Raw genomic sequence first — 24,557 nt, 5'->3', positions numbered from 1 at the left:
TGTTCTAGCCCTGCAACTGTTGTACCCCAACGGGGCTTCTATTTATTCGAACTTATGCCTATAGAGTGAGGGAATTCCTAAAAACTTTAGCAATGAAATAATTTAAAAAATCTGCATTATCATTATGACTAATTTTGCAGATACAGAGAAATGGCTATGGCAGATTCTACCGATATTATTGATGCAACTTACCCCGTTCCCGGATTTCGTTTCACGGTTACCATTGGTGATGATGTGATTCGCTGTAGTTCCGTGAGTGGATTAGATCAGCAATACGAGAGTTTTGAATACCGTGATGGTATGGGGGGATTGTTTCGTGGTTTGACTCGTGCACAACTCCCCTCCATTACGCTCTCGCAAGCGGTTTTTCCCGGTGAGTGCAAATTGTATGAATGGTTATATAACTATGCTAACAACAGCGATGGTAAGAAGGACATATCCATTAGCTTGACCGATGAATCCGGCAAGGTGCTGTATGTCACATGGAACGTTTTCAACTGCTTTCCTACTGGTATTACGGGGCCGAGTCTGGATGCTTCCAGTAATGAGGTGGCCGTTAAACAGATCACGCTCAACGCTGATCGTCTGACTGTCGAATGTCACTCAGTCTAATTTTAGTGCTCTAATCTCCAAAAGTTTTTGTATGGGGGCAGGGAACTGGAGAGTAAACTGTTCGCGGCGGTCTCCACGTCGCTGGAGACATTGCCACCTATACCATAATAGTGTTATAAATTAGTGAGTTGCTTCCAATTCGCAGTGTCCTCGATACACCCCATACTGAGTTATAAACATATCCTTTGACAGCACAAGAGATAGCCCCCGCAGGGTGCTTCCTTCCGTGTTGCGATTTTCTTTTTCCAAATTTAAGAGGTGCCTACATGAAACAAACCGAATTTATTCGGCGGTCTCCTTAATGCGGCCACATCTGCAAGCGTATTGATTTTAGTCTCGGCCATATTTTTCTTCCCATGTAATGAAAAATTGACATGCAAGGTGGGGTGTCCAGATAGCTGTACCTGCTGCATGACTTTGCCTGTGAAGAGTAGCGTCGAGGGAAAGGAGAGGCACTTTGTTCGGGCTCTGTCAGGGTTCAATAAACATTGGCGATTAACTTGTTGAGCCAAGGTCACTTCGCTCACTTGATTACTTCTGCCTATCGTTCTGATCAAAACGTGTTGTTATCAAAACGTTAATTTCTCTATGTGGTATCTTTAAACAAGACCTCAGTGATTACCCTGTTTTAGTCATAATAAGAAATGGAGGAGCTATGTCGTCCGATCTTAGAGAAACGAGTCTGGATAAGCTGGTTGCGTTGAACAGCGAGTATTACTATTACAGTCTGCCGCTGGCGGCGAAACAGTTGGGTGATATCGACCGGCTGCCAAAATCAATGAAAGTGCTGTTGGAAAACCTGCTGCGTCATGTGGATGGCGACACCGTGCAGGTTGATGATCTGAAAGCCATCGTCGATTGGTTGCAAACCGGTCATGCCGATCGCGAAATTGCCTACCGCCCGGCGCGCGTCTTGATGCAGGACTTTACCGGCGTGCCTGCGGTGGTGGATCTGGCCGCCATGCGCGAAGCGGTGCAGCGGTTGGGTGGCAATGTTGACCAGGTTAACCCGCTGTCGCCGGTTGACCTGGTGATTGACCACTCGGTCACCGTGGATGAGTTCGGTGACGACGATGCGTTTGAAGAAAACGTGCGTATCGAAATGGAGCGCAATCACGAGCGCTACACTTTCCTGCGTTGGGGGCAGAAAGCCTTCAACCGCTTCCGTGTGGTGCCGCCAGGTACCGGCATCTGTCACCAGGTTAACCTGGAATATCTTGGCCAGACGGTGTGGCACACTGACGAAAGCGGCAGGCACGTCGCCTACCCGGATACCCTGGTCGGCACCGATTCTCACACCACCATGATTAACGGCCTGGGCATTCTCGGTTGGGGCGTTGGCGGCATTGAGGCTGAAGCCGCGATGCTCGGCCAGCCTGTATCCATGCTGATCCCAGATGTGGTGGGTTTCAAACTGACGGGCAAACTCAGCGAAGGCATCACCGCTACTGACCTGGTGTTGACGGTGACCCAAATGCTGCGCAAGCACGGTGTGGTCGGCAAATTCGTTGAATTCTACGGTGATGGGCTGGCCAGCTTGCCGTTGGCCGATCGGGCGACCATCGCCAATATGTCGCCGGAGTTTGGCGCCACCTGCGGTTTCTTCCCGGTGGATGAAGTCACACTCGGCTACATGAAATTGAGCGGCCGAAGTGATGAGCAAATTGCGCTGGTGGAAACCTACGCCAAAGCGCAGGGCATGTGGCGCCATCCGGGCGACGAACCGGTATTTACCAGTACCTTGGCTTTAGATATGTCGACGGTGGTAGCCAGCCTCGCCGGGCCGAAACGCCCGCAGGATCGGGTGGCGCTACCGGATGTGCCGAAGGCGTTTAATGCTGCAACCGAATTGGACATCGCCAGCCAGAAGAGCAAGTCGGAATTCAAATCCTTTACCCTCAGTGGCCGGGAGCACGAACTGCACAATGGTGCGGTCGTGATCGCGGCGATCACCTCATGCACCAATACCTCCAACCCCAGCGTGATGATGGCCGCCGGCCTGTTGGCGAAGAATGCGGTGAACAAAGGGTTGCGGACCAAGCCTTGGGTGAAGACTTCTCTGGCGCCAGGCTCCAAGGTCGTCACCGACTATTTCGACAGCGCCAAACTGACGCCATACCTTGAAGAGCTGGGTTTTAATCTGGTGGGTTATGGATGCACCACCTGTATCGGCAACTCAGGGCCATTGCCTGAGCCCATCGAGCAGGCGATCAAAGAGGGCGATCTTACCGTGGGCGCGGTGCTGTCGGGTAACCGCAACTTTGAAGGACGCATCCACCCGCTGGTGAAAACCAACTGGCTGGCCTCGCCGCCGCTGGTGGTGGCCTATGCGCTGGCAGGCAGCATGAAGATTGATCTGACCAAAGAGCCGCTAGGTGACGGGCGTGACGGCAAGCCGGTTTATCTGAAGGATATCTGGCCGAGTAGCCAGGACATTGCTCTGGCGGTGGAGCAGGTTCGTACCGAAATGTTCCACAAGGAATATGGCGCGGTGTTTGACGGCGACGCCAATTGGCAGGCGATTCAGGTAACCGGATCGGCCACCTATCAATGGCAGGCTGATTCCACTTATATCCGCCACCCGCCGTTTTTCAGCACCATGCAGGTGAAACCGGATCCGGTGCAGGATATCAAGAATGCGCGCATTCTTGCCATTCTGGCGGATTCTGTGACCACCGACCACATCTCCCCGGCGGGGAATATCAAGCGTGACAGCCCTGCGGGGCGCTACCTGAGCGATCGCGGTGTCGCGGCGCAGGACTTCAACTCATACGGTTCGCGTCGTGGTAACCACGAAGTGATGATGCGCGGCACCTTTGCCAATATCCGTATCCGCAACGAAATGGTGCCGGGGGTTGAAGGAGGCTACACTCGCCATATTCCGTCGCAAAATCAGCTGTCGATCTACGATGCCGCCATGCAGTATCAGCAGGAGCAGGTGCCGCTGGCGGTCATTGCCGGGAAAGAGTATGGCTCCGGTTCCAGCCGTGACTGGGCGGCGAAGGGGCCGCGTCTGCTGGGCGTGAGGGTGGTGATTGCCGAGTCCTTCGAGCGTATCCATCGTTCGAACCTGATCGGCATGGGCATTCTGCCGCTGGAGTTCCCGGCAGGCGTCAACCGCAAAACACTGGGGCTGAGCGGCGATGAGCAGATCAGCGTAAGCGGTTTGCAAACGCTGAAGCCGGGGCAGACGGTGCCGGTGCATATCACTTATGCGGATGGTCGTCAGGACGTGGTCAATACCCGCTGTCGTATCGATACCGGCAATGAGCTGACCTACTACGAGAACGACGGCATCCTGCACTATGTGATCAGGAAAATGCTGTAAGAGTAGGGTAATAAGAAAGGGCGCCTTTGATGGCGCCCTGATTTTTTGAAGGGAAATTACTTCTGGTCCAGCAAATGGCCCATTTTGGCGGCTTTGGTCGCCAGGTAGCGTTCATTTTTTGGATTGCGGCCGACGATCAACGGCACGCGCTCGGTGATGTTGATCCCCGCCTCGGTCAGGATCTCAACCTTTTTCGGGTTGTTGGTCAACAAACGCACCGCGTCCACGCCCAGCAATTTGAACATGTCCGCACACAGGGTGAAATCACGTTCATCAGCGGCAAAGCCGAGTTGATGGTTGGCCTCTACGGTATCGGCGCCCTTGTCCTGCAAGGCATAAGCGCGGATCTTGTTCAGCAACCCGATATTGCGACCTTCCTGGCGGTGGTAGAGCAGGATCCCGCGGCCTTCTTCTGCGATATGCTCCAACGCCGCTTCCAGCTGGAAACCGCAGTCGCAGCGCAGGCTGAATAACGCATCGCCGGTCAGACATTCAGAATGTACGCGTGAGAGTACCGGCGTCGCGCCGGTAATATCACCGAAGACCAGCGCCAGATGATCGTGCCCGGTAGCCAGTTCTTCGAATCCTACCATCAGGAAATCGCCCCAAGGTGTTGGCAGTTTTGCCTCTGCCACCCGTTTAAGCTGCATGTTGCTCTCCACAAACACATCCGATTCAATCATTGTTGCGCATCCTACGTCCGACGCAGTGACCTGACCAGTATTAAAACGCGCAACGACGATCTCTATTTCGTTAATTATCGGTTATTTTGCCATAACTTCTTGCCCTGAGGTGCTCAGCAAACCAGCATCCGGCGTTTTCAGCTCATTATTATTGCGACAGGTTTGTTATCTGTTTAATTTTTCGAGTGTTATCGATATTGCAAGATTGTTACACTGACCTTTGGCTTAAACAAAGGAAACCTGGAATGTTTGAGATAGCAAAACGTACGGCAGCGGGGGCGATAGTGTTGTTGCTGATGCCGCTGGCCGTGTGGTTATCAGGCTGGCAATGGCAGCCGGGCGGTAACGACCCCTTGCTGAAAGGTCTTTATTGGATCACCGAAACCGTGACCTCGCCGTGGGGAATCATCACCAGCATCATTCTCTCCGCCTGGTTTCTTTGGTGTCTGCGCTTTCGCCTCAAGGCAGCCATAGGTCTGGTCATTTTACTCTCTGCCGCGGTATTGATCGGCCAGGGCGTTAAATCAATGATCAAGGATCGTGTACAGGAGCCGCGGCCTTTTGTCGTCTGGCTGGAGCAAAATCACGGCGTGGATGAAAAATACTTTTACTCGCTGCCTCGCAAAGAGCGCAGCGCGCTGGTGGCGGAACAGTTGCATGATCAGCCGCTGGTGCCCGTCTGGCTGCGCAAGCACTGGCAGTTTGAAACCGGCTTTGCCTTTCCTTCAGGGCATACCCTGTTCGCCGCCACCTGGGCATTGCTGGGAGTGGGGCTGTTGTGGCCGCGCCGTCATTACAAAACCGTCGCATTGCTGATGCTGTGGGCGAGCGGCGTGATGGGCAGCCGTTTGCTGCTGGGCATGCACTGGCCGCGCGACCTGGCTATGGCGACATTGATCAGTTGGCTGCTGGTGACGATTGCCTGCTGGCTGGCGCAGCGCTGGTTTGGCCCGCTGACGCTGCCTCCTCAGGAGCAACAGGAAGTGGTGGAAAGAACGTCCGGAAGGAAACATTAGGTGACATTGTCACTTAACGCGGCGCCGAGAAGGCGCCGTATTAATCTCTTACATTCGCCAATCATTGCAATTGCTATGATTGCCCCCATATCTTTATAAATTCATTATTTTGAGAAGCTTTCTCATTAATTTCCCCGGGAGCGCCATTTACTGCCGAATATGCCGGCAGATATCTGGTTTTATCGTGCAGCAGGGTTTCCCTGGCACGATGGGAAATGCTAACTTAATGGGAGGGACGCCACGTATTGGCATATACCTTTCGTCTTTCAAGTCGCCGCCAGGCGGCAACTTGAAATACATCGGGTATAATTCATCCGATTAACTCGGCATCGCGGGAAAGAATGTGAAATATTTGCTGATTTTTTTGTTGGTTCTGGTGGTTTTCGTGATTTCTGTCACGTTGGGCGCGCATAACGATCAGGTTGTGAGTTTTAATTACCTGGTTGCGCAGGGTGATTATCGTATATCGACCCTGTTGGCTGCGTTGTTTGGCGCCGGTTTTGTTCTCGGCTGGGTCATTTGCGGCCTGTTTTATCTGCGTACCCGCATTGCGCTGGGGCGAGCCGAACGCAAAGTCAAGAGGCTGGAACTGCAGCTTGAACAACCTGCTGAGCCGGCAGCTCAGTCCGTTGTCAGCAAGGAATAATCTTCTATGTTAGAGCTGTTGTTTCTGTTGCTGCCCGTGGCTGCCGCGTACGGTTGGTACATGGGGCGCAGAAGTGCTCAACAGGATAAACAACAGGAAGCCAACCGCCTGTCGCGTGAGTACGTGGCCGGGGTTAACTTCCTGCTTTCCAATCAGCAGGATAAAGCGGTCGATCTGTTCCTAGATATGTTGAAAGAGGACAGTACCACCGTTGAGGCCCACCTGACGCTGGGTAACCTGTTCCGCTCGCGTGGCGAGGTCGACCGCGCAATACGCATCCATCAGGCGCTGATGGAAAGCGCTTCTCTCACTTTCGAACAACGCCTGCTGGCGGTACAACAGCTGGGCCGCGACTATATGGCCGCCGGCATGTACGATCGCGCGGAAGACATGTTCGGCCAGTTGGTCGGCGAAGAGGATTTCCGTATCTCGGCGCTGCAGCAATTACTGGTGATCCACCAGGCAACCAGCGACTGGCTGAAAGCGATCGACGTGGCGGAAAAACTGGTCAAGCTGGGTAAAGACAAACAACGTATCGAGATCGCGCATTTCTACTGTGAGCTGGCGCTCCAGGCAATGGGCAGTGACGATCTCGATAAGGCGATGAGCCTGCTGAAACGTGCGGCCTCGGCGGATAAACAGTGCGCCCGTGTGTCGATTATGGTCGGCCGCATCTACATGGCGCAGGCTGAATACGCCAAAGCGGTCGAGTCTCTGCAGCGGGTGCTGAATCAGGATAAAGAGCTGGTAAGCGAAACGCTGCCTATGCTGCATGAATGTTATCAGCATTTGGAAAACCAGCAGGATTGGGCGGAGTTCCTCAAACGTTGCGTTGAGGAAAATACGGGCGCGACCGCCGAACTGATGCTGGCGGAGATCATCGAGCAGCATGAAGGGCGCGACGTAGTTCAGGTGTATATCAACCGTCAGTTACAGCGTCATCCTACCATGCGCGTGTTTTATCGCCTGATGGATTACCACCTGGCGGACGCCGAAGATGGGCGCGCAAAAGAGAGCCTGCTGCTGCTGCGGGACATGGTGGGTGAGCAAATCCGCACCAAGCCGCGCTATCGTTGCCATAAATGCGGTTTTACCGCGCATTCACTTTATTGGCATTGCCCGTCATGCCGGGCCTGGGCATCGGTTAAGCCGATTCGAGGGCTGGATGGACAATAAAAAACGGGGCGATGATCGCCCCGTTTTTCGTAGTAGACGGAATTACTTTTTCTTGCCTGCTTTCACGCCGCCTTTCAGCAACTGACGCAGCTTTTTCAATTCTTTTTGATTCAGAGGCTGTTCGATTTCTTCTTCAATCCCCTGATTATCGATTTCGCCGTGGTGCAGCTCATCCGATTTTTTAGCGGTTTTTTCCGCTTTAACCGGCGCTTCGAAGCTGCTTTCAAGGCGTTGACACACCTCAGCACTCAGAGAGAGTTGGTTATCAGCGGCAATAGCACGAATTTTCTCTTTGAGTTCCAGAGGGATTTTGATGGTTAGTGTAGATATCTCGCTCATTTTGAAGCCTTTCTGCGGGAAGATACCTTCAAGCTAAGCCAGTAATGAGTAAGAGTCTAGGGTGTAATAAAAATTTAATATTTATGTAACATTGTGCGCGGGAATAATGAACGTAATGGCGGGGAAATAGGCAGAGCCCGGCGTGCCGGGCCCTATAGCGAAGAGAATTACTTGTAAATGATGGCAGTACCGCTCAGCAAGTTGTTACCACCGGCGGAGATAATACGGTAGCTGCTGGCGCCCTGGGCTTCTGCTTTCGCCGCCAGTTTGGCTTCCAGACCGCTCAGGGTCGTCGCGTGGCCTGCGGAGACTACGCCGGCAGGGGCCAGGTCGTTAGCCTGCTGCAAATTAACCGGCTCAGCGGCGAAGGTAGCGAAAGAGGTCAGGGCGATGGCGGCAGCAGTTGCAAAATATTTGATGGTTTTCATGGGTGACTCCAGTCAGTTTTTTTAGGTTGGAAGCAGTTCGCTTCCGATGAGTTGAATAATAAAGCATCCATGAGGATTTAAAATCTGATAATGCTGAGTATCTTATTCAAAATATCTGATTGATAATTTACGCATCTTTACGGCGCTTTACGCAGCCTGCGCTATTGGTTTTGAGGCTTTATTGACGCTTGATGACGAACGATGGATTAACATTACTTAACGGCAAGGTGCGCTGCGGCTGGGATTTCTGCCGGGCGGCATGTAGAATGCGGCGGTCAGTTTGGTGGGTTGTTACCTGGTTATGTCCATTTTAAAGAAGGTAGAAGAAATGAAGTCTAAAAATAACATCAATAACAATGACTTAAAATCATCTCCAATCATCGTTGCGTTGGATTACGCAGATATTGGCGCCGCATTGGCGTTTGTCGATCGCATTAATCCACAGGACTGCCGGTTAAAAGTGGGCAAAGAAATGTTCACCCTGTTTGGGCCGCAATTGGTGCGTGATTTGCACGATCGTGGCTTCGACGTATTCCTGGATTTAAAATTCCACGATATCCCCAATACCACGGCCCATGCGGTAGCGGCCGCGGCCGAACTGGGCGTATGGATGGTTAACGTCCATGCCAGCGGCGGCGCACGTATGATGACCGCGGCTAAAGAAGCGTTGCTGCCTTATGGCGCAGAGGCGCCACTGTTGATCGCCGTTACCGTTCTTACCAGTATGGAGGCGGAGGATCTGCAAGCTATCGGCATCGACATTTCCCCGGCTGAGCAGGCTGAGCGGCTGGCGCGTTTGACTCGTGAGTGCGGGCTGGACGGCGTTGTCTGTTCGGCGCATGAAGCTGAACGGCTGAAAGCGGTCTGCGGGCGTCAGTTCCAACTGGTCACGCCAGGCATTCGTCCAGAGGGCAGTGCAGCCGGCGATCAGCGCCGTATTATGACGCCGGTGCAGGCGCAGGCCGCCGGGGTAGATTATATGGTGATTGGGCGTCCGATCACCCAATCCGCCGATCCTGCCGCTACGCTGAGCGCTATTCGCGCTTCCCTGGCCTGAGGGGGCTCGCGATGAATGACGACAATAGCCGGCTGGTTTACTCCACCGACAGCGGGCGTATCAAGCAAGAAGAGGCCAAACCGCAGCGAACCAAGGGTGACGGCATCGTGCGCATTCAGCGCCAGACCAGCGGCCGTAAGGGGAAAGGCGTTTGCCTGATCACCGGAATTGATTTGGACGATGCGGCGCTGGAAAAGTTGGCGGCAGAGCTGAAGAAGAAATGTGGCTGTGGCGGTTCGGTCAAAGACGCGGTGATCGAGATCCAGGGCGATAAGCGCGATCTGCTTAAGCAGTTGCTGGAAGCCAAAGGAATGAAGGTCAAGCTGGCGGGCGGTTAACTGCCGCTGGCGGAGTGCCATGCCGCGGTGCAATAGCTGCGGCATGGCTTAGGTCGAGCTGTCGGACCGGAGCCCGTCGATGGCGAAAATGCCATGGCTTGAAGGTAAAACAGACCTGAAATAATCTTTATTATGCTTAATACGTCAAAGCGAGAACGCTTTTGCCAGCCTGTCGGCAGAGGTATATGAAGTGGCCGGGCAGGTTATTTACCTACCTGATGACCAATGATACCCCCAACGGCGGCCCCACCAAGCGTACCCAATGCGCTGCCATCGGTCAGCACTGCGCCGCCTACGGCCCCTGCGCCGGCACCAATTGCGGTGTTACGGTCGCGTTTGGACATGTTGGAACAAGCGCTGAGTGAAAACGCCAGAGTCAGTGCCAGAGCGGCGGTGGCGAAACGTTTATTGATAATCATCATAATGACTTCTCCTTAGCATTGGCTATATGGAAGTGCCCTTTAAGTATAGGCGTGAACCATAAATTCGGCCTGCTATCGGCTCCCATACAGTATCGATATAAAAAATGGCATTATTTGTTAAAGGCAGAACAATAAAAAGTTGAAAGCGGTCTCTCTGCCCAAATTCACTATAAGCTTCCGTTGGTCAATAAACAGGTAAATAGTCCGAAATTCCAGATATCTCTCCTTCGTTGATATGAGCGATTCGCCGCTAACCCCACAGAACTCCGTATCCAGCAGAAGCCTACGCGGTCTTTAGCGATTTATGCCATACCGCCCCGTCACCGGCCTACCGACAATATTCGCAGACAGGCTTAACCGGGAAAGACAAATGCTCAACGATCTCAAACAGCAGGTATTGGACGCTAATCTGGCATTGCCACGCCATCACCTGGTGACCTTCACCTGGGGCAACGTCAGTGCCGTTGACCGCCAGGCAGGGCTGATGGTGATCAAACCTTCGGGGGTGGAGTATGGGGTGATGACCCGCGATGACATGGTTGTGGTGGAACTCGAAAGCGGCAAGGTGGTGGAGGGCAATAAAAAACCCTCTTCAGACAGTGATACCCACCGGGCATTGTATCTCGAGTTCGACGCGGTCGGCGGCATCGTGCACACCCATTCGCGACATGCCACCATCTGGGCGCAGGCCGGCCAGGATATTCCCGCCTGGGGCACGACGCATGCCGATTACTTCTACGGTGACATTCCTTGTACGCGAACAATGCGGGATGAGGAAATCGCCGGGCGTTATGAATGGGAGACCGGCAGGGTGATCGTCGAAACCTTCCGCGAAAGGCGATTGGAGCCGGCCAGCATGCCGGCGGTACTGGTACATTCGCACGGGCCGTTTACCTGGGGCAAAGACGCGGAGAACGCGGTGCACAATGCCGTCGTGCTGGAGGAGATTGCCTATATGGGGATTTTTTCACGCCAGTTGACGCCAGGGCTGGCGAACATGCAGCAAACGCTGCTGGATAAGCACTACCTGCGCAAGCACGGTAAAAACGCTTATTACGGGCAGTGATCATCAGGCGGGCAAGCCATGCCCGCCGTTCCTCGAGGCGATTAATCGCCGACCTTGTCCAGCCGTATTCCCTGGCGTTTCAACTGATGTTGATACTCCAATTCCAGGCGTGAATCGGTGATCACCCGATCAACCTTGCCATGCAATGCCAAAGGATTGGGCTGGATCTGACCAAATTTAGACGAGTCTGTCAGCACGATATTTTCCACGCCCTTCGCCAGCACGGCGTTGACTACGTCGGCGCGCATCATATCGCGGCCGGTAAAGCCGGTTTCCGCATGGTAACCGTCAATGCCGATGAACGCCTTGCTGAAATGCACTTGCTGAATGCACATGCGCGTCAGCGGCCCGACCACGGTCTCGCTCTTTTTCTGATACATGCCGCCCAGCACTATCACCTCGCAATCGCTCTCTTTGAGCAGGTTGGCGATATAGTGGCTGACGGTGATCAGCGTGATGGTTTTGCGCTCGGCGATATAGCGCGCCAACAGGGCGTTGGTGCTGCCACTTTCTATAAAGATGGTTTCGCCGTCGTTAACCTGCGCAGCGGCAAATCGCGCCAGCTTCTGCTTGAGAGAAAAATTGGACATCATGCGGGCATCGACGTCGTCGCTTTCCAGCGCCAGCGCAGAGCCATGCACCCGTTTCAGATAGCTGCGCTTCTCCAGAAGGTTCAAATCCTGACGGATAGTGACCTCTGAAACACCGGTGGTGCGCGACAGATCGCTGACGCTGATCCTTCGGCGTTCGTTCACCAACTGCAGAATTGTTTGTTGTCTTGAATTCATATCGACCTGATGTGCGGCTACCAATGTGCGGCCGCTAATATTTATTGTTTAAATAGTATGTTCTGTTCGCGCAATAATACCATCCTGCGCGTCAGAAGATGATGCGGTAAAGAAAGCGGAATATCCAGCGATGCGAGCAGACTACGCTGCGAATGCTCGGTCGGCAGGGATTGAATAGCGTTGCAGAGTGGGGAACGCAAGTGACCCGTCATTCAATTACTCCATTTTTCATATTAAAGGGGTTTTGAATGAAAATTGATTTGATTGCGATCAAAAATCATAAGTTCTTTTGTCCTACTATGATGAGAGTTTGAATTCACCCACAGAAGATTCAGGAGTTCGTAATGGAGCTTTATCTCGATACCGCTGATGTGAATGCTGTAAAACGCCTGGCACGCATTCTGCCGCTGCACGGCGTCACTACCAATCCGAGCATTGTCGCCAAAGAGGGGAAACCCATTTGGGAGGTGCTGCCGGCGCTGCGTGATGCTCTGGGCGGGACCGGCAAGCTGTTTGCCCAAGTGATGGCCAACGACGCCGAGCGCATGGTGGCTGAGGCGGCGCTGCTTCATCAGCGAGTGCCTGGGTTGGTGGTCAAGATCCCGGCGACCGCAGAGGGGTTGGCGGCGATTAAAAAACTGAAATCTATGTCGATTCCAACGCTGGGCACCGCAGTCTACGGTGCCGGCCAGGGGTTGTTGGCGGCTCTGGCCGGCGCGGAATACGTAGCCCCCTACGTTAACCGACTGGACGCGCAGGGCGGTGACGGCATCGAAATGGTGCATGAACTGCAGCAATTGCTGACGTTGCATGCACCGGGCTCCCGGGTGCTGGCCGCCAGTTTCAAGACCCCGCGGCAGGCACTGGCGTGCCTGCTGGCGGGTTGCCAGGCCATTACCTTGCCTGTCGATGTGGCCGAACAGTTCCTTGCCGCTCCGGCGGTACAGGCGGCGGTCGAACGGTTCGAGCAGGATTGGCAGGGGGCATTCGGCACCAACCTGCTTAACTAGTTTCTTCACGCAAGACGACTGGCGACTCATTTGCCGTAGGTTGGTTGGCGTTCAGCGCCCGGCGGATCACAAAGAACGCAGAAACCAGCATGGTTACCGCCACCAGCATAAAGAACGCACACAAAGCCGCGTTAATCTGGTTGCTGAAGACAATGGTTTCCATATCTTTCAGCGATTTGGCCGGGGCAATCAGTGTGCCTTGCTCAATGCCGGTGGAGAATTTCTTCGCCTGCGCCAGGAAGCCGATGCTGGGTTTCTCGTGGAAGATTTTTTGCCAGCCGGCGGTCATCGAGGTAATGAACAACCAGACGGTTGGCAGAATGGTCACCCAGGCGTAGCGCTGTTTTTTCATTTTAAACAGCACCACGGTACCGAGTATCAGCGCCATTGAGGCCAGCATCTGGTTGCCTATGCCGAACAGGGGCCACAGGGTGTTGATGCCGCCGAGCGGATCGACCACGCCTTGATAAACAAAGAAACCCCAACCGGCGACGGCCACCGTCGTCCCTGCCAGATTACCGAACCATGAGCGGTTGTTGGCCAGTCGAGGGATCGCCACGCCAACCAGATCCTGCACCATAAAACGGCAGGCGCGGGTGCCGGCATCGACGGCGGTCAAAATGAACAGCGCCTCAAACAGAATGGCGAAGTGATACCAGAACGCCATCATCGCGCGGCTGTTAAACACTTCGGTGATGATGTGCGCCATCCCCACAGCAAAAGTCGGTGCGCCACCGGCGCGCGACAGGATCGAATGCTCACCCACGTCTTTGGCGATCATCGTCAGGGTTTCCGGCGTGATGATAAAGCCCCAACTGTTGATGACCTGCGAAGCATTTTCCACCGTAGTGCCAATCAGCGCCGCCGGAGAGTTCATGGCGAAGTAAACGCCGGGGTCGATCACCGAAGCGCAAATCAGCGCCATGATGGCCACGAAGGACTCCATCAGCATGGCACCATAGCCGATAAAACGGATGTGGCTTTCACGTTCCACCAGTTTCGGCGTGGTGCCGCTGGATACCAGCGCATGGAAGCCGGAAATCGAGCCGCAGGCGATGGTGATAAACAGGAACGGGAACAGTGAACCGGCGAATACCGGGCCACTGCCGTCGATAAACCGCGATACCGCGGGCATTTTCATTTCCGGCATGGCAAAGACGATGCCTATCGCCAGCCCGATAATGACGCCAATCTTCATAAAGGTGGAAAGGTAGTCACGGGGCGCCAACAACAGCCATACCGGCAGCACCGAAGCGACGAAACCGTAGATCACCAGCACCCAGGTCAGCGTGGTGCCATGCAGCGTAAAGAAGGGGCCCCAGTAAGGGTGCTGCGCCACATTGCCGCCGTAAATGATCGCCAGCAGCATCAGCACGAAGCCGACCACCGAGATTTCGGCGATTTTCCCCGGCCGGATAAAACGCATGTACACGCCCATAAACAGCGCGATAGGAATGGTGGCGGCGATGGTGAACAGCCCCCAGGGGCTGTCGGCCAGCGCCTTTACCACCACCAGAGCCAGCGCAGACAAAATGATGATCATTACGCCCAGAGCACCAAGCATGGTGATCACCCCAGCGAAGGCACCGAGTTCCTGTTTGGCCATTTCACCCAGCGAGCGGCCGTCGCGGCGGGTAGAGATGAACAGGATCAGGAAGTCTTGCACCGCACCGGCCAGCATTACGCCGACCAGGATCCAGATGGTGCCCGGTAAAAAACCCATCTGCGCGGCCAGAATCGGTCCAACCAGTGGCCCGGCGCCGGCGATGGCGGCAAAGTGGTGACCAAACAGCACCCACTTGTTGGTCGGGACATAGTCCAGGCCATCGTTACGACGTTCCGCCGGCGTCATGCGGCGGTCGTCAAGCTCAAACACTTTCTTGGCGATGAACAGGCTATAGAAACGGTAAGCGATGCTGTAACAGGCGACGGCAGCCACCACCAGCCAGACCGCGTTAACATGCTCTCCGCGGCTGAGCGCCAGCATGGCGAAGGCAAATGCACCGACTAACGCCACCACCAGCCAGATAATCCCGGACTTGACGTTTTTCATGATCAACAACTCCTTGGTGTGCAGAGATAAAGAAAGAGATGTTCTTATGGAGAATGAATACAGATTAAAAATAGGAGTTTTGCGCGCGAAAAGTAGCAGGTCGGATGAGAAATGTGATGCTGGTTGAGTAATAGCGTAAAAACAATGTGATGTCGCTGTTGCGGAGAGCTGCAAGGGACGTAAGAGGGCGATACCGAAGCCTCGCATCATCCGGATCTTTTCACCGGCGTGGCCTGTCGACCGACGAAAAAAAACACCGGAGGTTTCCCTGCCGGTGTTTACATGACGCTGGGCTACTCGCGCAAGATTATGCCGCCGGTTTGGCGATCACGCTGCGGGTTTCCATACGCACTTCGGCGATGTTGACCTGCAGAGTATCGCTTTGGCGATAGACGACTTCGCCTTTCACTTGCACCGTGCCGGTATCCTGGCTGCAGACCATTTCATCACGCACCGAGTGAATAAACGGTGCAGGGATAAAGGCGACCGCACCATTGTCCAGCAGGCGCACGCGCAGACCGCCTCGGGTCACGTCGATGATTTCCGCATTGAAGCGTTCATCGGTGCCGGCTTTGTCTTGCAGGTAACGCGCATACAGCCAGTCACCGACGTCACGCTCCGCCATGCGGTTAAGACGACGGCGTTCCGCCAATTGGACCGTCACGTCGTCCTGCGGTTTTTCGGCAGGCTGTTCGGCGATGATGGCTTTCAGCAGACGGTGATTGACCATATCGCCGTATTTACGGATCGGTGAGGTCCAGGTGGCATAGGCTTCCAGCCCCAGGCCGAAATGCGGGCCTGGCGTGGTGCTGATCTCGGCATAAGTCTGGGAACGGCGGATACGGCTGTCGAGGAACTGGGTAGGTTGCGAGTCCAGATGACGGCGCAGTTCGCAGAACCCGTCCAGCGTCAGCAGTTTCTCGGCATCGGCTTCCACACCGTTGGCTTGCAGCACGGTCACCGCCTGTTCAACCAGCGCCGGATCGAAACCGGTATGCACGTTGTAAATCCCGAAGCCCAGGCGATCGCGCAGAACGATGGCGGCGCACACGTTAGAGGCAATCATGCACTCTTCAACGATACGGTTGGCGCTGCGGCGTTGTTCGGTGATGATATCCAGCACTTCGCCTTTTTCGCCCAGAACAAAGCGGTAATCAGGGCGATCCTTGAACACCAGCGCATGCTGATGGCGCCAGGCGTTACGGGCATCGCAGACGCGTTTCAACAGGGTGATTTGCTGTGCAATCTCGTCGCTTGGCGGCTGCCAGCCGGCAATGCCTTCCAGCCAGTCGGAGACTTCGTCATAAACCAGTTTGGCTTTCGACTCGATCTCGGCGGCGAAGAAACGAATGTCGTCAGCCAACGCGCCATCGGTACCTATGGTGACGCGGCAAGCCAGTACCGGACGGCGTTCGTTCGGGCGCAGCGAGCACAGGTTATCTGACAGATCGCGCGGCAACATCGGAATGTTGAAGCCCGGCAGGTAGTTAGTGAAGGCGCGCTTGCGGGCGATATCATCCAACGGGCTGCCTTGCTCTACGTAAGCGGTAGGATCGGCAATGGCGATGGTCAGTTGCAGCGAGCCGTCGCCGTTGTCCTGAACGAACAACGCGTCGTCCATATCCTCGGTGCTGGCGCTGTCAATGGTGACAAAATTCAGCGCGGTCAGATCTTCACGCGGCAGCGCGGCGTCCGGCTCGCTGATGGCCACCATCTCCGGTGCTTCTTTTTCCAGATTATGGCGAGCCAGCGTGACCCACCAAGGGGCCAGATGATCTTCGCCTTCGGTGATGAAGTGGGTCAGATCGGCGTTGAAGCCGCGATCGCCTTTCAACGGGTGGCGGCGCATTTCCGCTACCGCCCAGTCACCGGCCTGGAAGTTATGGGTCAGTTCACGCACCGGGCGACACTGAATCGCGTCTTTCAGCAACGGATGATCGGGCACGATGGACAGGCGGTCATCACGCTTCTGCACGCGACCGACAAAGCGCGACAGGAATGGCTCGACCAGGGTCTCCGGCTCGGCGATTTCGCGTTCTTTCTCGGTGTGCAGGGTGGCGATCACGCGATCCCCATGCATGACTTTCTTCATGTACGGCGGTGGGATGAAATAGCTCTTTTGACCGTCGACCTCAAGAAAGCCAAAGCCTTTCTCAGTCCCTTTTACTACGCCTTCAACGCGCGGGGTCTGAGAGTGAAGTTGCTGTTTAAGCTGCGCCAGCAGCGGGTTATCTTGAAACATATCGTCCAGTGAATGGGTTGTGAGTGGCAAGATTTGCGGCAGACAGTTTTACGCGAATCACCCGCTGCGGGCAAGCCTAACGTCACGGTTTTCCTGTGTTGGCACGCGATTTTACTGAATATCCGGCGATCAAAAGGCGGGAAAGAAAATCGCCGTGCGCAAGGTGGCCGCAGAGCGTCATGCGCCCGGCGTAAACCGGGCGCATCAGGTCAGGCGATACGCCGCGTCGGTTGCGCCGCGCAGCGGCGGATCGTCACCGGAATGGATTTGGAGGTCGGCGTGCCGGTACCGTCGCCAAAGCTGGCCAGTGGCACCAGCGGGTTGGTTTCCGGATAGTAGGCCGCCAGGTTGCCGCGCGGAATATCGTAGCTCACCAGTTTGAAACCGCTCACCTTGCGAATGACGCCGTCATTCCACAGGGTTTCGATCTCCACAAACTCACCGTCTTGCATGCCCAACGCCGCCAGGTCTTCCGGGTGGATAAACAGCACTTCACGCTGGCCATACACGCCGCGATAGCGGTCATCCAATCCGTAGATGGTGGTGTTGTATTGATCGTGGGAACGCAGAGTCTGCAGCGTGAACGGCGCTTTTTGGCCGTCGAACTCCGGGAGCAGGCTCTTTGGCAGCGAGGCTGCGCTGAATTCCGCTTTACCGCTAGGCGTGGCGAAACGCAATTCGGCGGCGGCATTGCCCAGATAGAAACCGCCGGGTTGATCGCAGCGACGGTTGAAATCCTCGAAGCCGGGAACGGTGGCAGCGATATGGTCACGGATCAACGAATAGTCATCTGCCAGCGCCAGCCAATCCAATGGCTTGTTGCCCAGCACCGCATCGGCGATGCCGCAGACAATGGCGGTTTCCGACCTTTGGGTATCCGCCAGCGGTTTACCGACGCCTTCGGAGGCGTGAACCATGCTGAATGAATCCTCCACCGTGATGTACTGCGGGCCACTGGCCTGCAGATCCTGCTCGGTACGCCCCAGCGTCGGCAGGATCAACGCGTCTTTACCGGTGACCAGATGGCTGCGGTTGAGCTTGGTGCTGATATGTACCGTCAGATCGCAGCAGCGCAGGGCGCGAGCGGTGCGTTCGGTATCCGGTGCGGCGGCCGCCAGATTGCCGCCCAACGCCAACAGCACCTTCACTTCACCGCGCAGCATGGCTTCGATGGCCTCTACCGTGTTATGGCCCGGCTCGCGTCTTGGGGAGAAGTTGAAATGTTTTTCCAGACTGTCGAGCAGCGCCTTGGGTGATTTCTCGTCAATGCCCATGGTTCGGTTGCCCTGTACGTTGCTGTGGCCGCGCACCGGGCACAGGCCGGCGCCCGGTTTGCCCAACTGGCCGAACAGCAGTTGCAGGTTGGTTATCTCGCGCACCGTCGGCACCGAATGCTTATGCTGAGTGATGCCCATTGCCCAGGTGCAAATCACCCGTTCGGCGCCCTGATAAATCGCCGCCGCCTGCCGCAGTTGCGCTTCGCTGAGGCCGGACTGTTGGATGATGTGAGTCCAGGAGGTGGCATCCACCTGCGCCAGGTAGCGCTCCACGCCGACGCTGTGCTGCTCAATGAACGCCAAATCGAACAGGCCAGGCTCACCGGCCGCCAAACGTCGGCGATGGCTCTCGAGCAGCGCTTTCACCATGCCGCGTACCGCCGCCATATCCCCGCCGAGGTTGGGCTGAAAATAAGCTGAACTTATTGGTGACGATGTTGGCGTCAGCATCTGAATCGGGTTTTGCGGATCGGCGAAGCGCTCCAGGCCGCGTTCGCGCAGGGTGTTAAAGCTAACGATGCGCGCGCCACGAGCGGCGGCGTTTTTCAGGCTGTGCAGCATGCGTGGATGGTTGGTGCCCGGATTTTGGCCAAACACAAAGATGGCGTCGGCTTTTTCAAAGTCATCCATGCGAATGGTGCCTTTACCCACGCCGATGCTTTGTTTCAATCCGACGCCGCTGGCCTCATGGCACATGTTGGAACAATCGGGGAAATTGCTGGTACCGAGCATGCGACCGAACAGCTGATACAGATAAGAGGCTTCGTTGCTGGCGCGGCCGGAGGTATAAAGTTCGATCTGGTTCGGATTATCCATCTGTTGGATGTGGCGGGCGATCAGCGCCAGCGCGTCCGGCCAACTGATCGGCTGGTAATGGTCAGTTTCTGCGTTATAGCGCATCGGATGGGTAATGCGGCCCTGATACTCGAGGAAATAGTCGCTTTGCTGTTGCAGGGTACTGACGCTGTGGGTGGCGAAAAATGCCGGTTCAACCGCATTGCGCGTGGCTTCCCAACTGACCGCCTTGGCGCCGTTTTCGCAGAAGCTGAAGGTGCTGTGATTGTCGTCGCCCCAGGCGCAGCCCGGGCAGTCGAAGCCGCGTACCTTATTCACGCGCATCAGATTGCGCAGGTTTTTCAACGTCTGTTTGCTGTCGAGCACGTAGCGCGTGGTGGCTTCAAGTGAACCCCAGCCGCCTGCCGCGCCGGTATACGGCTTTATTGACGGTTTGAATTTCATGATTGTTTTCGCATGTGTTGTAGCTAAAAAGTAAACGATTTTTTAATCGTTTTAGGTATTTATGTCGCAAGTTTAGGTAGGTACGGCATGGGCGTCTAATAGAATTAGGTAATCGCGGCATAGAGCGGATTTATCGCGCGCTGTCTTGCTCCTCGGCTGGGCATACAAATAGTTTCACTATGTTATTCCCTGAAAAAGACTAATGATTCCGCTGACTGCGCCTTTAGTGCAGTCTATCCCGCGGATTATATTAGAATTTTATTTAAGGATGGGTGAGTGAAGCGTTCAGTATTGTCTGTGATGACCGGAGTTCTGCTGCCGTTGGCGGTACAGGCGGCGGATGCGCCACTCAGTTTCCCTCTCAATACTCCGCCGGCGATAGACGCGGCTTCTTACGTATTGATGGATTACACCACCGGTCAGGTACTGGCGGAGAACAATGCGGACGAGCGACGCAATCCGGCCAGCCTGACCAAACTGATGACCGGATTGGTGATTGATCATGCGCTCGACCAGCACAAAATTGGCCTGGACGACGTGGTGACCGTGGGCAAAGACGCCTGGGCGCAGGGCAATCCGGTGTTCAAGGGCTCCTCGCTGATGTTCCTGAAGCCCGGTGACAGGGTCACGGTGCGCGATCTCAGTCGCGGCATTATTATTGACTCCGGCAACGATGCCTGCGTGGCGATGGCGGACTACGTGGCGGGTAGCCAGGCCGCATTCGTCAAATTGATGAATGAAAAAAGCACTCAGCTTGGCCTGCAAAATACGCATTTTGAAACCGTCCACGGGCTGGACGCACCGGGCCAGTTCACTACGGCCGGCGATCTGGCGGTGATTTCACGCGCCATCATCATGAGCGAACCGGCGGAATATCATATGTACAGCGAAAAATCGCTGTCCTGGAACGGGATCACTCAACAGAACCGCAACGGGCTGCTGTGGGATAAAAACCTGCGGGTGGACGGCCTGAAAACGGGTCATACCGCATCGGCCGGCTTTAACATTATTGCCTCCGCAACCGAAGGGGACCGGCGTTTGATTGCCGTCGTGATGGGCGGTAAAAGCGCAAAAGGGCGAGAAGATCAGGCCCGCAAACTGCTGACCTGGGGTCTGCGAGATTTCGCCACCGTGCATCTGTTTAGCGCCGGGCAAACGCTGGGGCAGGAAAAAGTGTGGTATGGCGATCGCCACCTTGTGCCGGTGGGCAGTGAACAGGATCAATACCTCAGCCTGCCAAAGCGCGAGGCGGACAAGTTGAAAGCCCAGTATGTGATAAAACCTTCGCGTCTTGAGGCCCCGTTGGCAAAGGGGCAGCCGATTGGGGAGATCCGCATCAGCGATAACGGCAAGCTGTTGAAAACTTTGCCGTTGGTGGCGCTGCAGCCAGTAAACAACGGCGGTATGTTCTCGCGCCTGATGGACTATGCGAAACTGAAACTCTGATCCATCGAGCACAGCGCCCAAAAGTCCCCGCAGTGATATACTAAGGACTGTCATTATTTCCCGAGCCGTCTTATGGATATTAAACAACTGATTTACCTGTGCAATCTGGAACGAGAGCGCCACTTTGGCCGAGCGGCGGAAGCCAGTTTCGTTAGCCAGCCTACGTTATCCATGCGGTTGAAAAACCTGGAAAAAGAATTGGGTGTTTCGTTGATCAACCGCGGCAATAACTTTGGAGGTTTTACCGCGGAAGGCGAGCGTGTGTTGGCGTGGGCGCGCGAAATTGTATCGGTTTATCAGGGGTTGAAACTGGAGGTGGAATCGCTCAAGCACGGCTTTAACGGCACCCTGCGTATCGGTGCCGTGCCGCAGTGCAGCATTTCACTGGCGCAAATGCTTAAAGCGGTCAGCGAGCGTTTCCCGCAGTTGGACTATCGGGTTGCGGTGTTGAGCGCCGATCAGTTGCTGGAAGCCTTGACGGCGCATACCGTGGATATCGGCATCGGTTTCTTTGAGTTGGCGACGCTGAAAGAGTTGCATTTTCAGTCGCAGCCTTTGGCTGACGCCGGCGTCGAACTGGTCTTCCATCCGCAGCACTTCCCGCACTTGGTGGGGGATAAACCTTTGACCTTGGCGGAGGTCACCGCGCTGCCGCTGTGCCTGGCTGAACCTACACGTTACTTCCGTCGTTACCTCGATCAAAACTTTCGTGAAGCCGGGTTGACGTTGCATGCGCGCATGGAAACCACGTCTATTTTCCAACTGCTGGAAGGCATTTTTGTTGGCCTGGGCTGCGGCCTGTTTCCGCAAGGTAACCTGCTGCCTGCCATGACGCCGGACTTGCAGCGGCGGCCAGTCGCCATTCCCGCCATGTCGCGGCATGCGGCAGTGGTGATAGCTGAGCCGGGACGGGCGTCGCCGTTGGCCCAGCATTTTTTCGATGCCGCCAGCAGTTGGCTGTTGCAGTAATTATGCCGGTTGGCTCTCGCCGATCGTCTGTGTATCGCCGAGGGTCTGCCGTAAACGGTTCTCCCAGGCGTAGAGGGCACCGGTGAGGATCACGTCCAGGGCTTGAGCCTGATTCAGCCCGCTGTTAAACAGCGGCTGTACGCTGCGCGGGGTGAACTTTTCCGGCGTGCGGGTCAGGTCTGCGGCAACGCGGATCACCGCCTGGACTACGGGATTATCGCTGCTTTCCAGCCCGCGGTTAATGTCGGTGAAGATGGCGCCTGCCAATGCGGCGTCCTGAATATCCTGGGCCACGGTCGATGCGCAATAGCGGCTGCCGTTAATGCGCGAAACGGCCAGCGTCGCCAGCGCTTTCAACCGCGCCGACAACCCGTAACCGTCCGCGTTGATGCTGTTAAAGACGCCATTGCGTTCGCGCAGCGCGGGGGCATCGTGGGCCAGCAGCAGATAATAAGGCTCGCTGCGAGCGTCCGGGTGGCTTTGGTCGAGCACGTCGAGCTGTTCAGCGCGAGCGTCTTCCAGGGCTATCGGCGGTAATCGCGATTGCCACGTCAGTTCCTCGTCGGTGAACTCCACTCCTTCAGCATCCTCTATATTCGGGAAACCGGGCACCACACCCGTTGGCCGCCCGGCCAGCGCCGCCACGCCGGCGACGACGCGCGCCTGGTAACTGACAAAACCGATAATCTGCGAGAAGGTCACGATATCCGCCGGGCTTAATCCGACATCGCTGAGCTGTTGCAGCGCTTTGCTGCAAATCAGGGTCGGTTGGCTGGCGAGTTGCCGGGCGTATTGCGTGATTTGGGCGAGGCGGATGTTGCTTTCACGTGAGGCGTCGGGGCTGTGCAGCGGGGCGAGGCGAGCGGCGTAATGGCTACAAAGGGATTGAACGCCGGTCACCTGAGCCACGGTCAGTGCGGTACTAAGGCGATCGTAAGGTGACAATGTCACCATTCTTGTCAGTGTCACATGATCCGGGAACAGCACGTGATAGCTGGCGTGCGAGGCATTAAATACCCCGGCGCGCGCGGTCAGTGCGGTGTTCAACGCTTCGTCGGCAAATGCGCCCAGCCCCAGCAAGAATTTGTCGCGGACTGTGGCCGCTTGCGGCTCAAGCGGCTGGTCTCCGCGAACGCTGCTTTGGGTTTCGTGATACCACTGGGCATTATGTTGTCGACGTAGTAGTTCCATAGGGGGTAATCCTTAATCATGAGCAACGGCCACCGGTGCGACAGGCAGCGGCGGCAAGACAAGAGGTGCATACCCGAAGCGGGCATGGAATGGCAGGATCAGCGGCGGTCATCGCAACACAATGCGTGACCATAAACAGAGAAACCTGCGGCTAAAGCGAGCAGAAACTGCGCGAGTCGGCGATTGCGGGGGCTGTTCATCAGTGTGATATCCTGTCGTTTAATAAGCTCAACGTAGGGGATATCCTCACCGATTAGATAGGCGAGATAAAATAATGTTAAGTGCTAATCAATAACTGAATGGAATAAAATATAATGATATATAACAAAATTGTAATTTGTATTTGAGGATATTGGATAAGCGCAGTGGAGAGTTAGGCAATAAAAAACCCGCTCGAAAGCGGGTTTCCTGCCAGCGTCAGAATCGGCCGCCGTCGCGCCGCCAGGCGTCTGCGGTCAGCGCTTCACCGAAATGGCTGGCGATCAGGCGCTTGGTCAGATCGTGCAATGGCGCGGCCAGCACTTCGGCGGTGCTGCCACGCTCAACGATTTCCCCTTCGTGCATCACCATAACCTGATCGCTGATGTGCTTCATCATGCCCAGATGCTGAGTCACATAGATGTACGAGATGCCGTGTTTCTCCTGGAGTTCCAGCATCAGGTTGATGATCTGCGAACGCATCGACATATCCAGCGAAGCCAGCGCCTCATCGGCGACGATGACCTTGGGCTGCAGGATCAGCGCACGGGCCAGCGCCACACGCTGTTTCTGGCCGGAGGCCAGCATATGCGGATAGTAATAGGCGTGGTCCGGCAGCATGCCCACCTGGCGCAGCGTCTGATAGATGCGCTGTTCACGCTCTGGGCCCTCCAGATCGGTATTCAGCCGCAGCGGGGCGTCGAGCAGTTGACCGATGCGCTGGCGCGGGTTAAGCGACGTACTCGGATCTTGAAATATCATGCGGATACGCTGGCTGCGGTAGCGATAATCGCCGTAGCCGAGCCGGTGATCGTCAATCAGCAGTTCCCCGGATGATGGTTCAACCATGCCGGACAGCATTTTGGCCAGCGTCGATTTGCCGGAACCGTTTTCACCGATGATCGCCAGCGTCTGCCGTTCACGCAGGGTAAAGCTGACCGATTTCACCGCCTCAACGTGCTGGCGACGGAACAGCCCGGTGCGGTAACGGTAGGTTTTGGTCAGGTTGCGCACTTCCAACAGCGTTTCCATG

General features: G+C 55.5%; 22 protein-coding genes and 1 pseudogene. 11 read left to right on the top strand and 12 right to left on the bottom strand.

Translation table 11 applies throughout. From position 1 onward, the window contains the following. Window positions 1–156: 156 nt before the first annotated feature. Window positions 157–612, top strand: a complete 456-nt coding sequence (locus ACTJJ1_RS07440; RefSeq protein WP_041416971.1) for a phage tail protein — start codon at window positions 157–159, stop codon at window positions 610–612. 251 nt (window positions 613–863) lie between these two features. On the opposite strand, the gene ACTJJ1_RS07435 is transcribed toward ACTJJ1_RS07440, so the two are convergent. Next, window positions 864–1,139 (bottom strand): hypothetical protein, encoded by a 276-nt coding sequence (locus ACTJJ1_RS07435; protein WP_147150476.1) that lies wholly within the window; start codon window positions 1,137–1,139, stop codon window positions 864–866. 128 nt (window positions 1,140–1,267) lie between these two features. Here ACTJJ1_RS07435 and acnA point away from each other — a divergent pair, with 128 nt between their 5' ends. Continuing rightward, complete coding sequence (gene acnA, locus ACTJJ1_RS07430; protein WP_004945198.1) at window positions 1,268–3,940, top strand: aconitate hydratase AcnA; 2,673 nt, start codon at window positions 1,268–1,270, stop codon at window positions 3,938–3,940. A gap of 56 nt (window positions 3,941–3,996) precedes the next feature. On the opposite strand, the gene ribA is transcribed toward acnA, so the two are convergent. Beyond that, a complete protein-coding gene (gene ribA / locus ACTJJ1_RS07425) occupies window positions 3,997–4,590 on the bottom strand; it encodes a GTP cyclohydrolase II (protein ID WP_006325706.1) in 594 nt (197 codons plus the stop codon). A gap of 278 nt (window positions 4,591–4,868) precedes the next feature. On the opposite strand from ribA, the gene pgpB reads away from it, so the two are divergent. From pgpB to lapB, 3 genes are all read left to right on the top strand, one after another. Beyond that, window positions 4,869–5,639 carry a phosphatidylglycerophosphatase B gene (pgpB, locus tag ACTJJ1_RS07420; protein WP_063201058.1) on the top strand — a complete coding sequence of 257 codons (771 nt, stop codon included), beginning with the start codon at window positions 4,869–4,871 and terminating at the stop codon, window positions 5,637–5,639. 343 nt (window positions 5,640–5,982) lie between these two features. Continuing rightward, complete coding sequence (locus ACTJJ1_RS07415; RefSeq protein WP_006325701.1) at window positions 5,983–6,285, top strand: LapA family protein; 303 nt, start codon at window positions 5,983–5,985, stop codon at window positions 6,283–6,285. 6 nt (window positions 6,286–6,291) lie between these two features. Continuing rightward, entirely contained in the window at window positions 6,292–7,461 is a 1,170-nt protein-coding gene (lapB, locus tag ACTJJ1_RS07410) for a lipopolysaccharide assembly protein LapB (protein WP_004945190.1), read from the top strand. A gap of 42 nt (window positions 7,462–7,503) precedes the next feature. Here lapB and ACTJJ1_RS07405 read toward each other — a convergent pair whose 3' ends face one another. Both ACTJJ1_RS07405 and bhsA read right to left on the bottom strand, forming a co-directional pair. Beyond that, window positions 7,504–7,800 carry an Arc family DNA-binding protein gene (locus ACTJJ1_RS07405; RefSeq protein ID WP_004945188.1) on the bottom strand — a complete coding sequence of 99 codons (297 nt, stop codon included), beginning with the start codon at window positions 7,798–7,800 and terminating at the stop codon, window positions 7,504–7,506. A 167-nt stretch (window positions 7,801–7,967) separates the two neighbouring features. Then, window positions 7,968–8,228, bottom strand: coding sequence for a multiple stress resistance protein BhsA (bhsA, locus tag ACTJJ1_RS07400; RefSeq protein WP_004945185.1), 261 nt, complete (start codon window positions 8,226–8,228; stop codon window positions 7,968–7,970). Between the two features lie 328 nt (window positions 8,229–8,556). Here bhsA and pyrF point away from each other — a divergent pair, with 328 nt between their 5' ends. Together pyrF and yciH are read left to right on the top strand one after the other, a co-directional pair. Next, window positions 8,557–9,285 (top strand): orotidine-5'-phosphate decarboxylase, encoded by a 729-nt coding sequence (gene pyrF / locus ACTJJ1_RS07395; protein WP_440832996.1) that lies wholly within the window; start codon window positions 8,557–8,559, stop codon window positions 9,283–9,285. Between the two features lie 11 nt (window positions 9,286–9,296). After that, entirely contained in the window at window positions 9,297–9,623 is a 327-nt protein-coding gene (yciH, locus tag ACTJJ1_RS07390; protein ID WP_004945179.1) for a stress response translation initiation inhibitor YciH, read from the top strand. 203 nt (window positions 9,624–9,826) lie between these two features. On the opposite strand, the gene osmB is transcribed toward yciH, so the two are convergent. Then, window positions 9,827–10,045, bottom strand: a complete 219-nt coding sequence (osmB, locus tag ACTJJ1_RS07385; RefSeq protein WP_004945176.1) for an osmotically-inducible lipoprotein OsmB — start codon at window positions 10,043–10,045, stop codon at window positions 9,827–9,829. Window positions 10,046–10,415: 370 nt separating this feature from the next. On the opposite strand from osmB, the gene araD reads away from it, so the two are divergent. After that, entirely contained in the window at window positions 10,416–11,111 is a 696-nt protein-coding gene (gene araD / locus ACTJJ1_RS07380; RefSeq protein ID WP_062791824.1) for an L-ribulose-5-phosphate 4-epimerase, read from the top strand. 41 nt (window positions 11,112–11,152) lie between these two features. Here araD and ACTJJ1_RS07375 read toward each other — a convergent pair whose 3' ends face one another. Both ACTJJ1_RS07375 and ACTJJ1_RS07370 read right to left on the bottom strand, forming a co-directional pair. After that, a complete protein-coding gene (locus ACTJJ1_RS07375; RefSeq protein WP_006325686.1) occupies window positions 11,153–11,899 on the bottom strand; it encodes a DeoR/GlpR family DNA-binding transcription regulator in 747 nt (248 codons plus the stop codon). Window positions 11,900–11,947: 48 nt separating this feature from the next. Then, window positions 11,948–12,034: pseudogene (locus tag ACTJJ1_RS07370) on the bottom strand (hypothetical protein); the annotation flags it as partial. A 209-nt stretch (window positions 12,035–12,243) separates the two neighbouring features. Here ACTJJ1_RS07370 and fsa point away from each other — a divergent pair. Continuing rightward, entirely contained in the window at window positions 12,244–12,909 is a 666-nt protein-coding gene (gene fsa, locus ACTJJ1_RS07365; RefSeq protein WP_440832993.1) for a fructose-6-phosphate aldolase, read from the top strand. On the opposite strand, the gene ACTJJ1_RS07360 is transcribed toward fsa, so the two are convergent. The 3 genes from ACTJJ1_RS07360 to ACTJJ1_RS07350 form a co-directional block, all read right to left on the bottom strand. Beyond that, window positions 12,902–14,962, bottom strand: coding sequence for a carbon starvation CstA family protein (locus ACTJJ1_RS07360; protein ID WP_037433004.1), 2,061 nt, complete (start codon window positions 14,960–14,962; stop codon window positions 12,902–12,904). The genes fsa and ACTJJ1_RS07360 overlap by 8 nt on opposite strands. Before the next feature lie 307 nt (window positions 14,963–15,269). Continuing rightward, window positions 15,270–17,204: an exoribonuclease II gene (locus ACTJJ1_RS07355; RefSeq protein ID WP_004945160.1), complete on the bottom strand. Its 1,935-nt coding sequence runs from the start codon at window positions 17,202–17,204 to the stop codon at window positions 15,270–15,272. A gap of 209 nt (window positions 17,205–17,413) precedes the next feature. Beyond that, window positions 17,414–19,720 carry an FdhF/YdeP family oxidoreductase gene (locus tag ACTJJ1_RS07350; protein ID WP_004945158.1) on the bottom strand — a complete coding sequence of 769 codons (2,307 nt, stop codon included), beginning with the start codon at window positions 19,718–19,720 and terminating at the stop codon, window positions 17,414–17,416. Window positions 19,721–19,996: 276 nt separating this feature from the next. On the opposite strand from ACTJJ1_RS07350, the gene dacD reads away from it, so the two are divergent. Beyond that, the gene (gene dacD / locus ACTJJ1_RS07345; RefSeq protein ID WP_440832990.1) at window positions 19,997–21,166 is read left to right on the top strand and encodes a serine-type D-Ala-D-Ala carboxypeptidase DacD; all 1,170 of its coding nucleotides are present in this window, start codon (window positions 19,997–19,999) and stop codon (window positions 21,164–21,166) included. Window positions 21,167–21,238: 72 nt separating this feature from the next. After that, window positions 21,239–22,135 carry a LysR family transcriptional regulator gene (locus ACTJJ1_RS07340; RefSeq protein WP_006325669.1) on the top strand — a complete coding sequence of 299 codons (897 nt, stop codon included), beginning with the start codon at window positions 21,239–21,241 and terminating at the stop codon, window positions 22,133–22,135. Here ACTJJ1_RS07340 and ACTJJ1_RS07335 read toward each other — a convergent pair whose 3' ends face one another. Continuing rightward, complete coding sequence (locus ACTJJ1_RS07335) at window positions 22,136–23,326, bottom strand: CMD domain-containing protein (RefSeq protein WP_004945150.1); 1,191 nt, start codon at window positions 23,324–23,326, stop codon at window positions 22,136–22,138. A gap of 417 nt (window positions 23,327–23,743) precedes the next feature. Beyond that, window positions 23,744–24,556 carry a putrescine export ABC transporter ATP-binding protein SapF gene (sapF, locus tag ACTJJ1_RS07330; protein ID WP_004945147.1) on the bottom strand — a complete coding sequence of 271 codons (813 nt, stop codon included), beginning with the start codon at window positions 24,554–24,556 and terminating at the stop codon, window positions 23,744–23,746. Window position 24,557: the final 1 nt, after the last annotated feature.

Origin of the sequence: Serratia sp. 22264, assembly GCF_052045345.1 — a bacterium.
In the GTDB taxonomy this organism is placed as follows: Bacteria; Pseudomonadota; Gammaproteobacteria; order Enterobacterales; family Enterobacteriaceae; genus Serratia; species Serratia plymuthica.
The sequence above is the reverse complement of the archived record's forward strand: the minus strand, read 5'-3'. Positions and strand labels throughout refer to the sequence as shown.

Bases quoted from the DNA above. Each gene is read 5' to 3' on its own strand.
- yciH (WP_004945179.1), top strand. From the start codon at position 9,297: ATGAATGACGACAATAGCCGGCTGGTTTACTCCACCGACAGCGGGCGT.
- ACTJJ1_RS07335 (WP_004945150.1), bottom strand. From the start codon at position 23,326: ATGGAACTACTACGTCGACAACATAATGCCCAGTGGTATCACGAAACC.
- osmB (WP_004945176.1), bottom strand. From the start codon at position 10,045: ATGATGATTATCAATAAACGTTTCGCCACCGCCGCTCTGGCACTGACT.
- fsa (WP_440832993.1), top strand. From the start codon at position 12,244: ATGGAGCTTTATCTCGATACCGCTGATGTGAATGCTGTAAAACGCCTG.
- ACTJJ1_RS07440 (WP_041416971.1), top strand. From the start codon at position 157: ATGGCAGATTCTACCGATATTATTGATGCAACTTACCCCGTTCCCGGA.
- bhsA (WP_004945185.1), bottom strand. From the start codon at position 8,228: ATGAAAACCATCAAATATTTTGCAACTGCTGCCGCCATCGCCCTGACC.
- ACTJJ1_RS07350 (WP_004945158.1), bottom strand. From the start codon at position 19,720: ATGAAATTCAAACCGTCAATAAAGCCGTATACCGGCGCGGCAGGCGGC.
- ACTJJ1_RS07355 (WP_004945160.1), bottom strand. From the start codon at position 17,204: ATGTTTCAAGATAACCCGCTGCTGGCGCAGCTTAAACAGCAACTTCAC.
- araD (WP_062791824.1), top strand. From the start codon at position 10,416: ATGCTCAACGATCTCAAACAGCAGGTATTGGACGCTAATCTGGCATTG.
- sapF (WP_004945147.1), bottom strand. From the start codon at position 24,556: ATGGAAACGCTGTTGGAAGTGCGCAACCTGACCAAAACCTACCGTTAC.
- ACTJJ1_RS07375 (WP_006325686.1), bottom strand. From the start codon at position 11,899: ATGAATTCAAGACAACAAACAATTCTGCAGTTGGTGAACGAACGCCGA.
- ribA (WP_006325706.1), bottom strand. From the start codon at position 4,590: ATGCAGCTTAAACGGGTGGCAGAGGCAAAACTGCCAACACCTTGGGGC.
- ACTJJ1_RS07360 (WP_037433004.1), bottom strand. From the start codon at position 14,962: ATGAAAAACGTCAAGTCCGGGATTATCTGGCTGGTGGTGGCGTTAGTC.
- ACTJJ1_RS07340 (WP_006325669.1), top strand. From the start codon at position 21,239: ATGGATATTAAACAACTGATTTACCTGTGCAATCTGGAACGAGAGCGC.
- pyrF (WP_440832996.1), top strand. From the start codon at position 8,557: ATGAAGTCTAAAAATAACATCAATAACAATGACTTAAAATCATCTCCA.
- acnA (WP_004945198.1), top strand. From the start codon at position 1,268: ATGTCGTCCGATCTTAGAGAAACGAGTCTGGATAAGCTGGTTGCGTTG.
- ACTJJ1_RS07405 (WP_004945188.1), bottom strand. From the start codon at position 7,800: ATGAGCGAGATATCTACACTAACCATCAAAATCCCTCTGGAACTCAAA.
- pgpB (WP_063201058.1), top strand. From the start codon at position 4,869: ATGTTTGAGATAGCAAAACGTACGGCAGCGGGGGCGATAGTGTTGTTG.
- lapB (WP_004945190.1), top strand. From the start codon at position 6,292: ATGTTAGAGCTGTTGTTTCTGTTGCTGCCCGTGGCTGCCGCGTACGGT.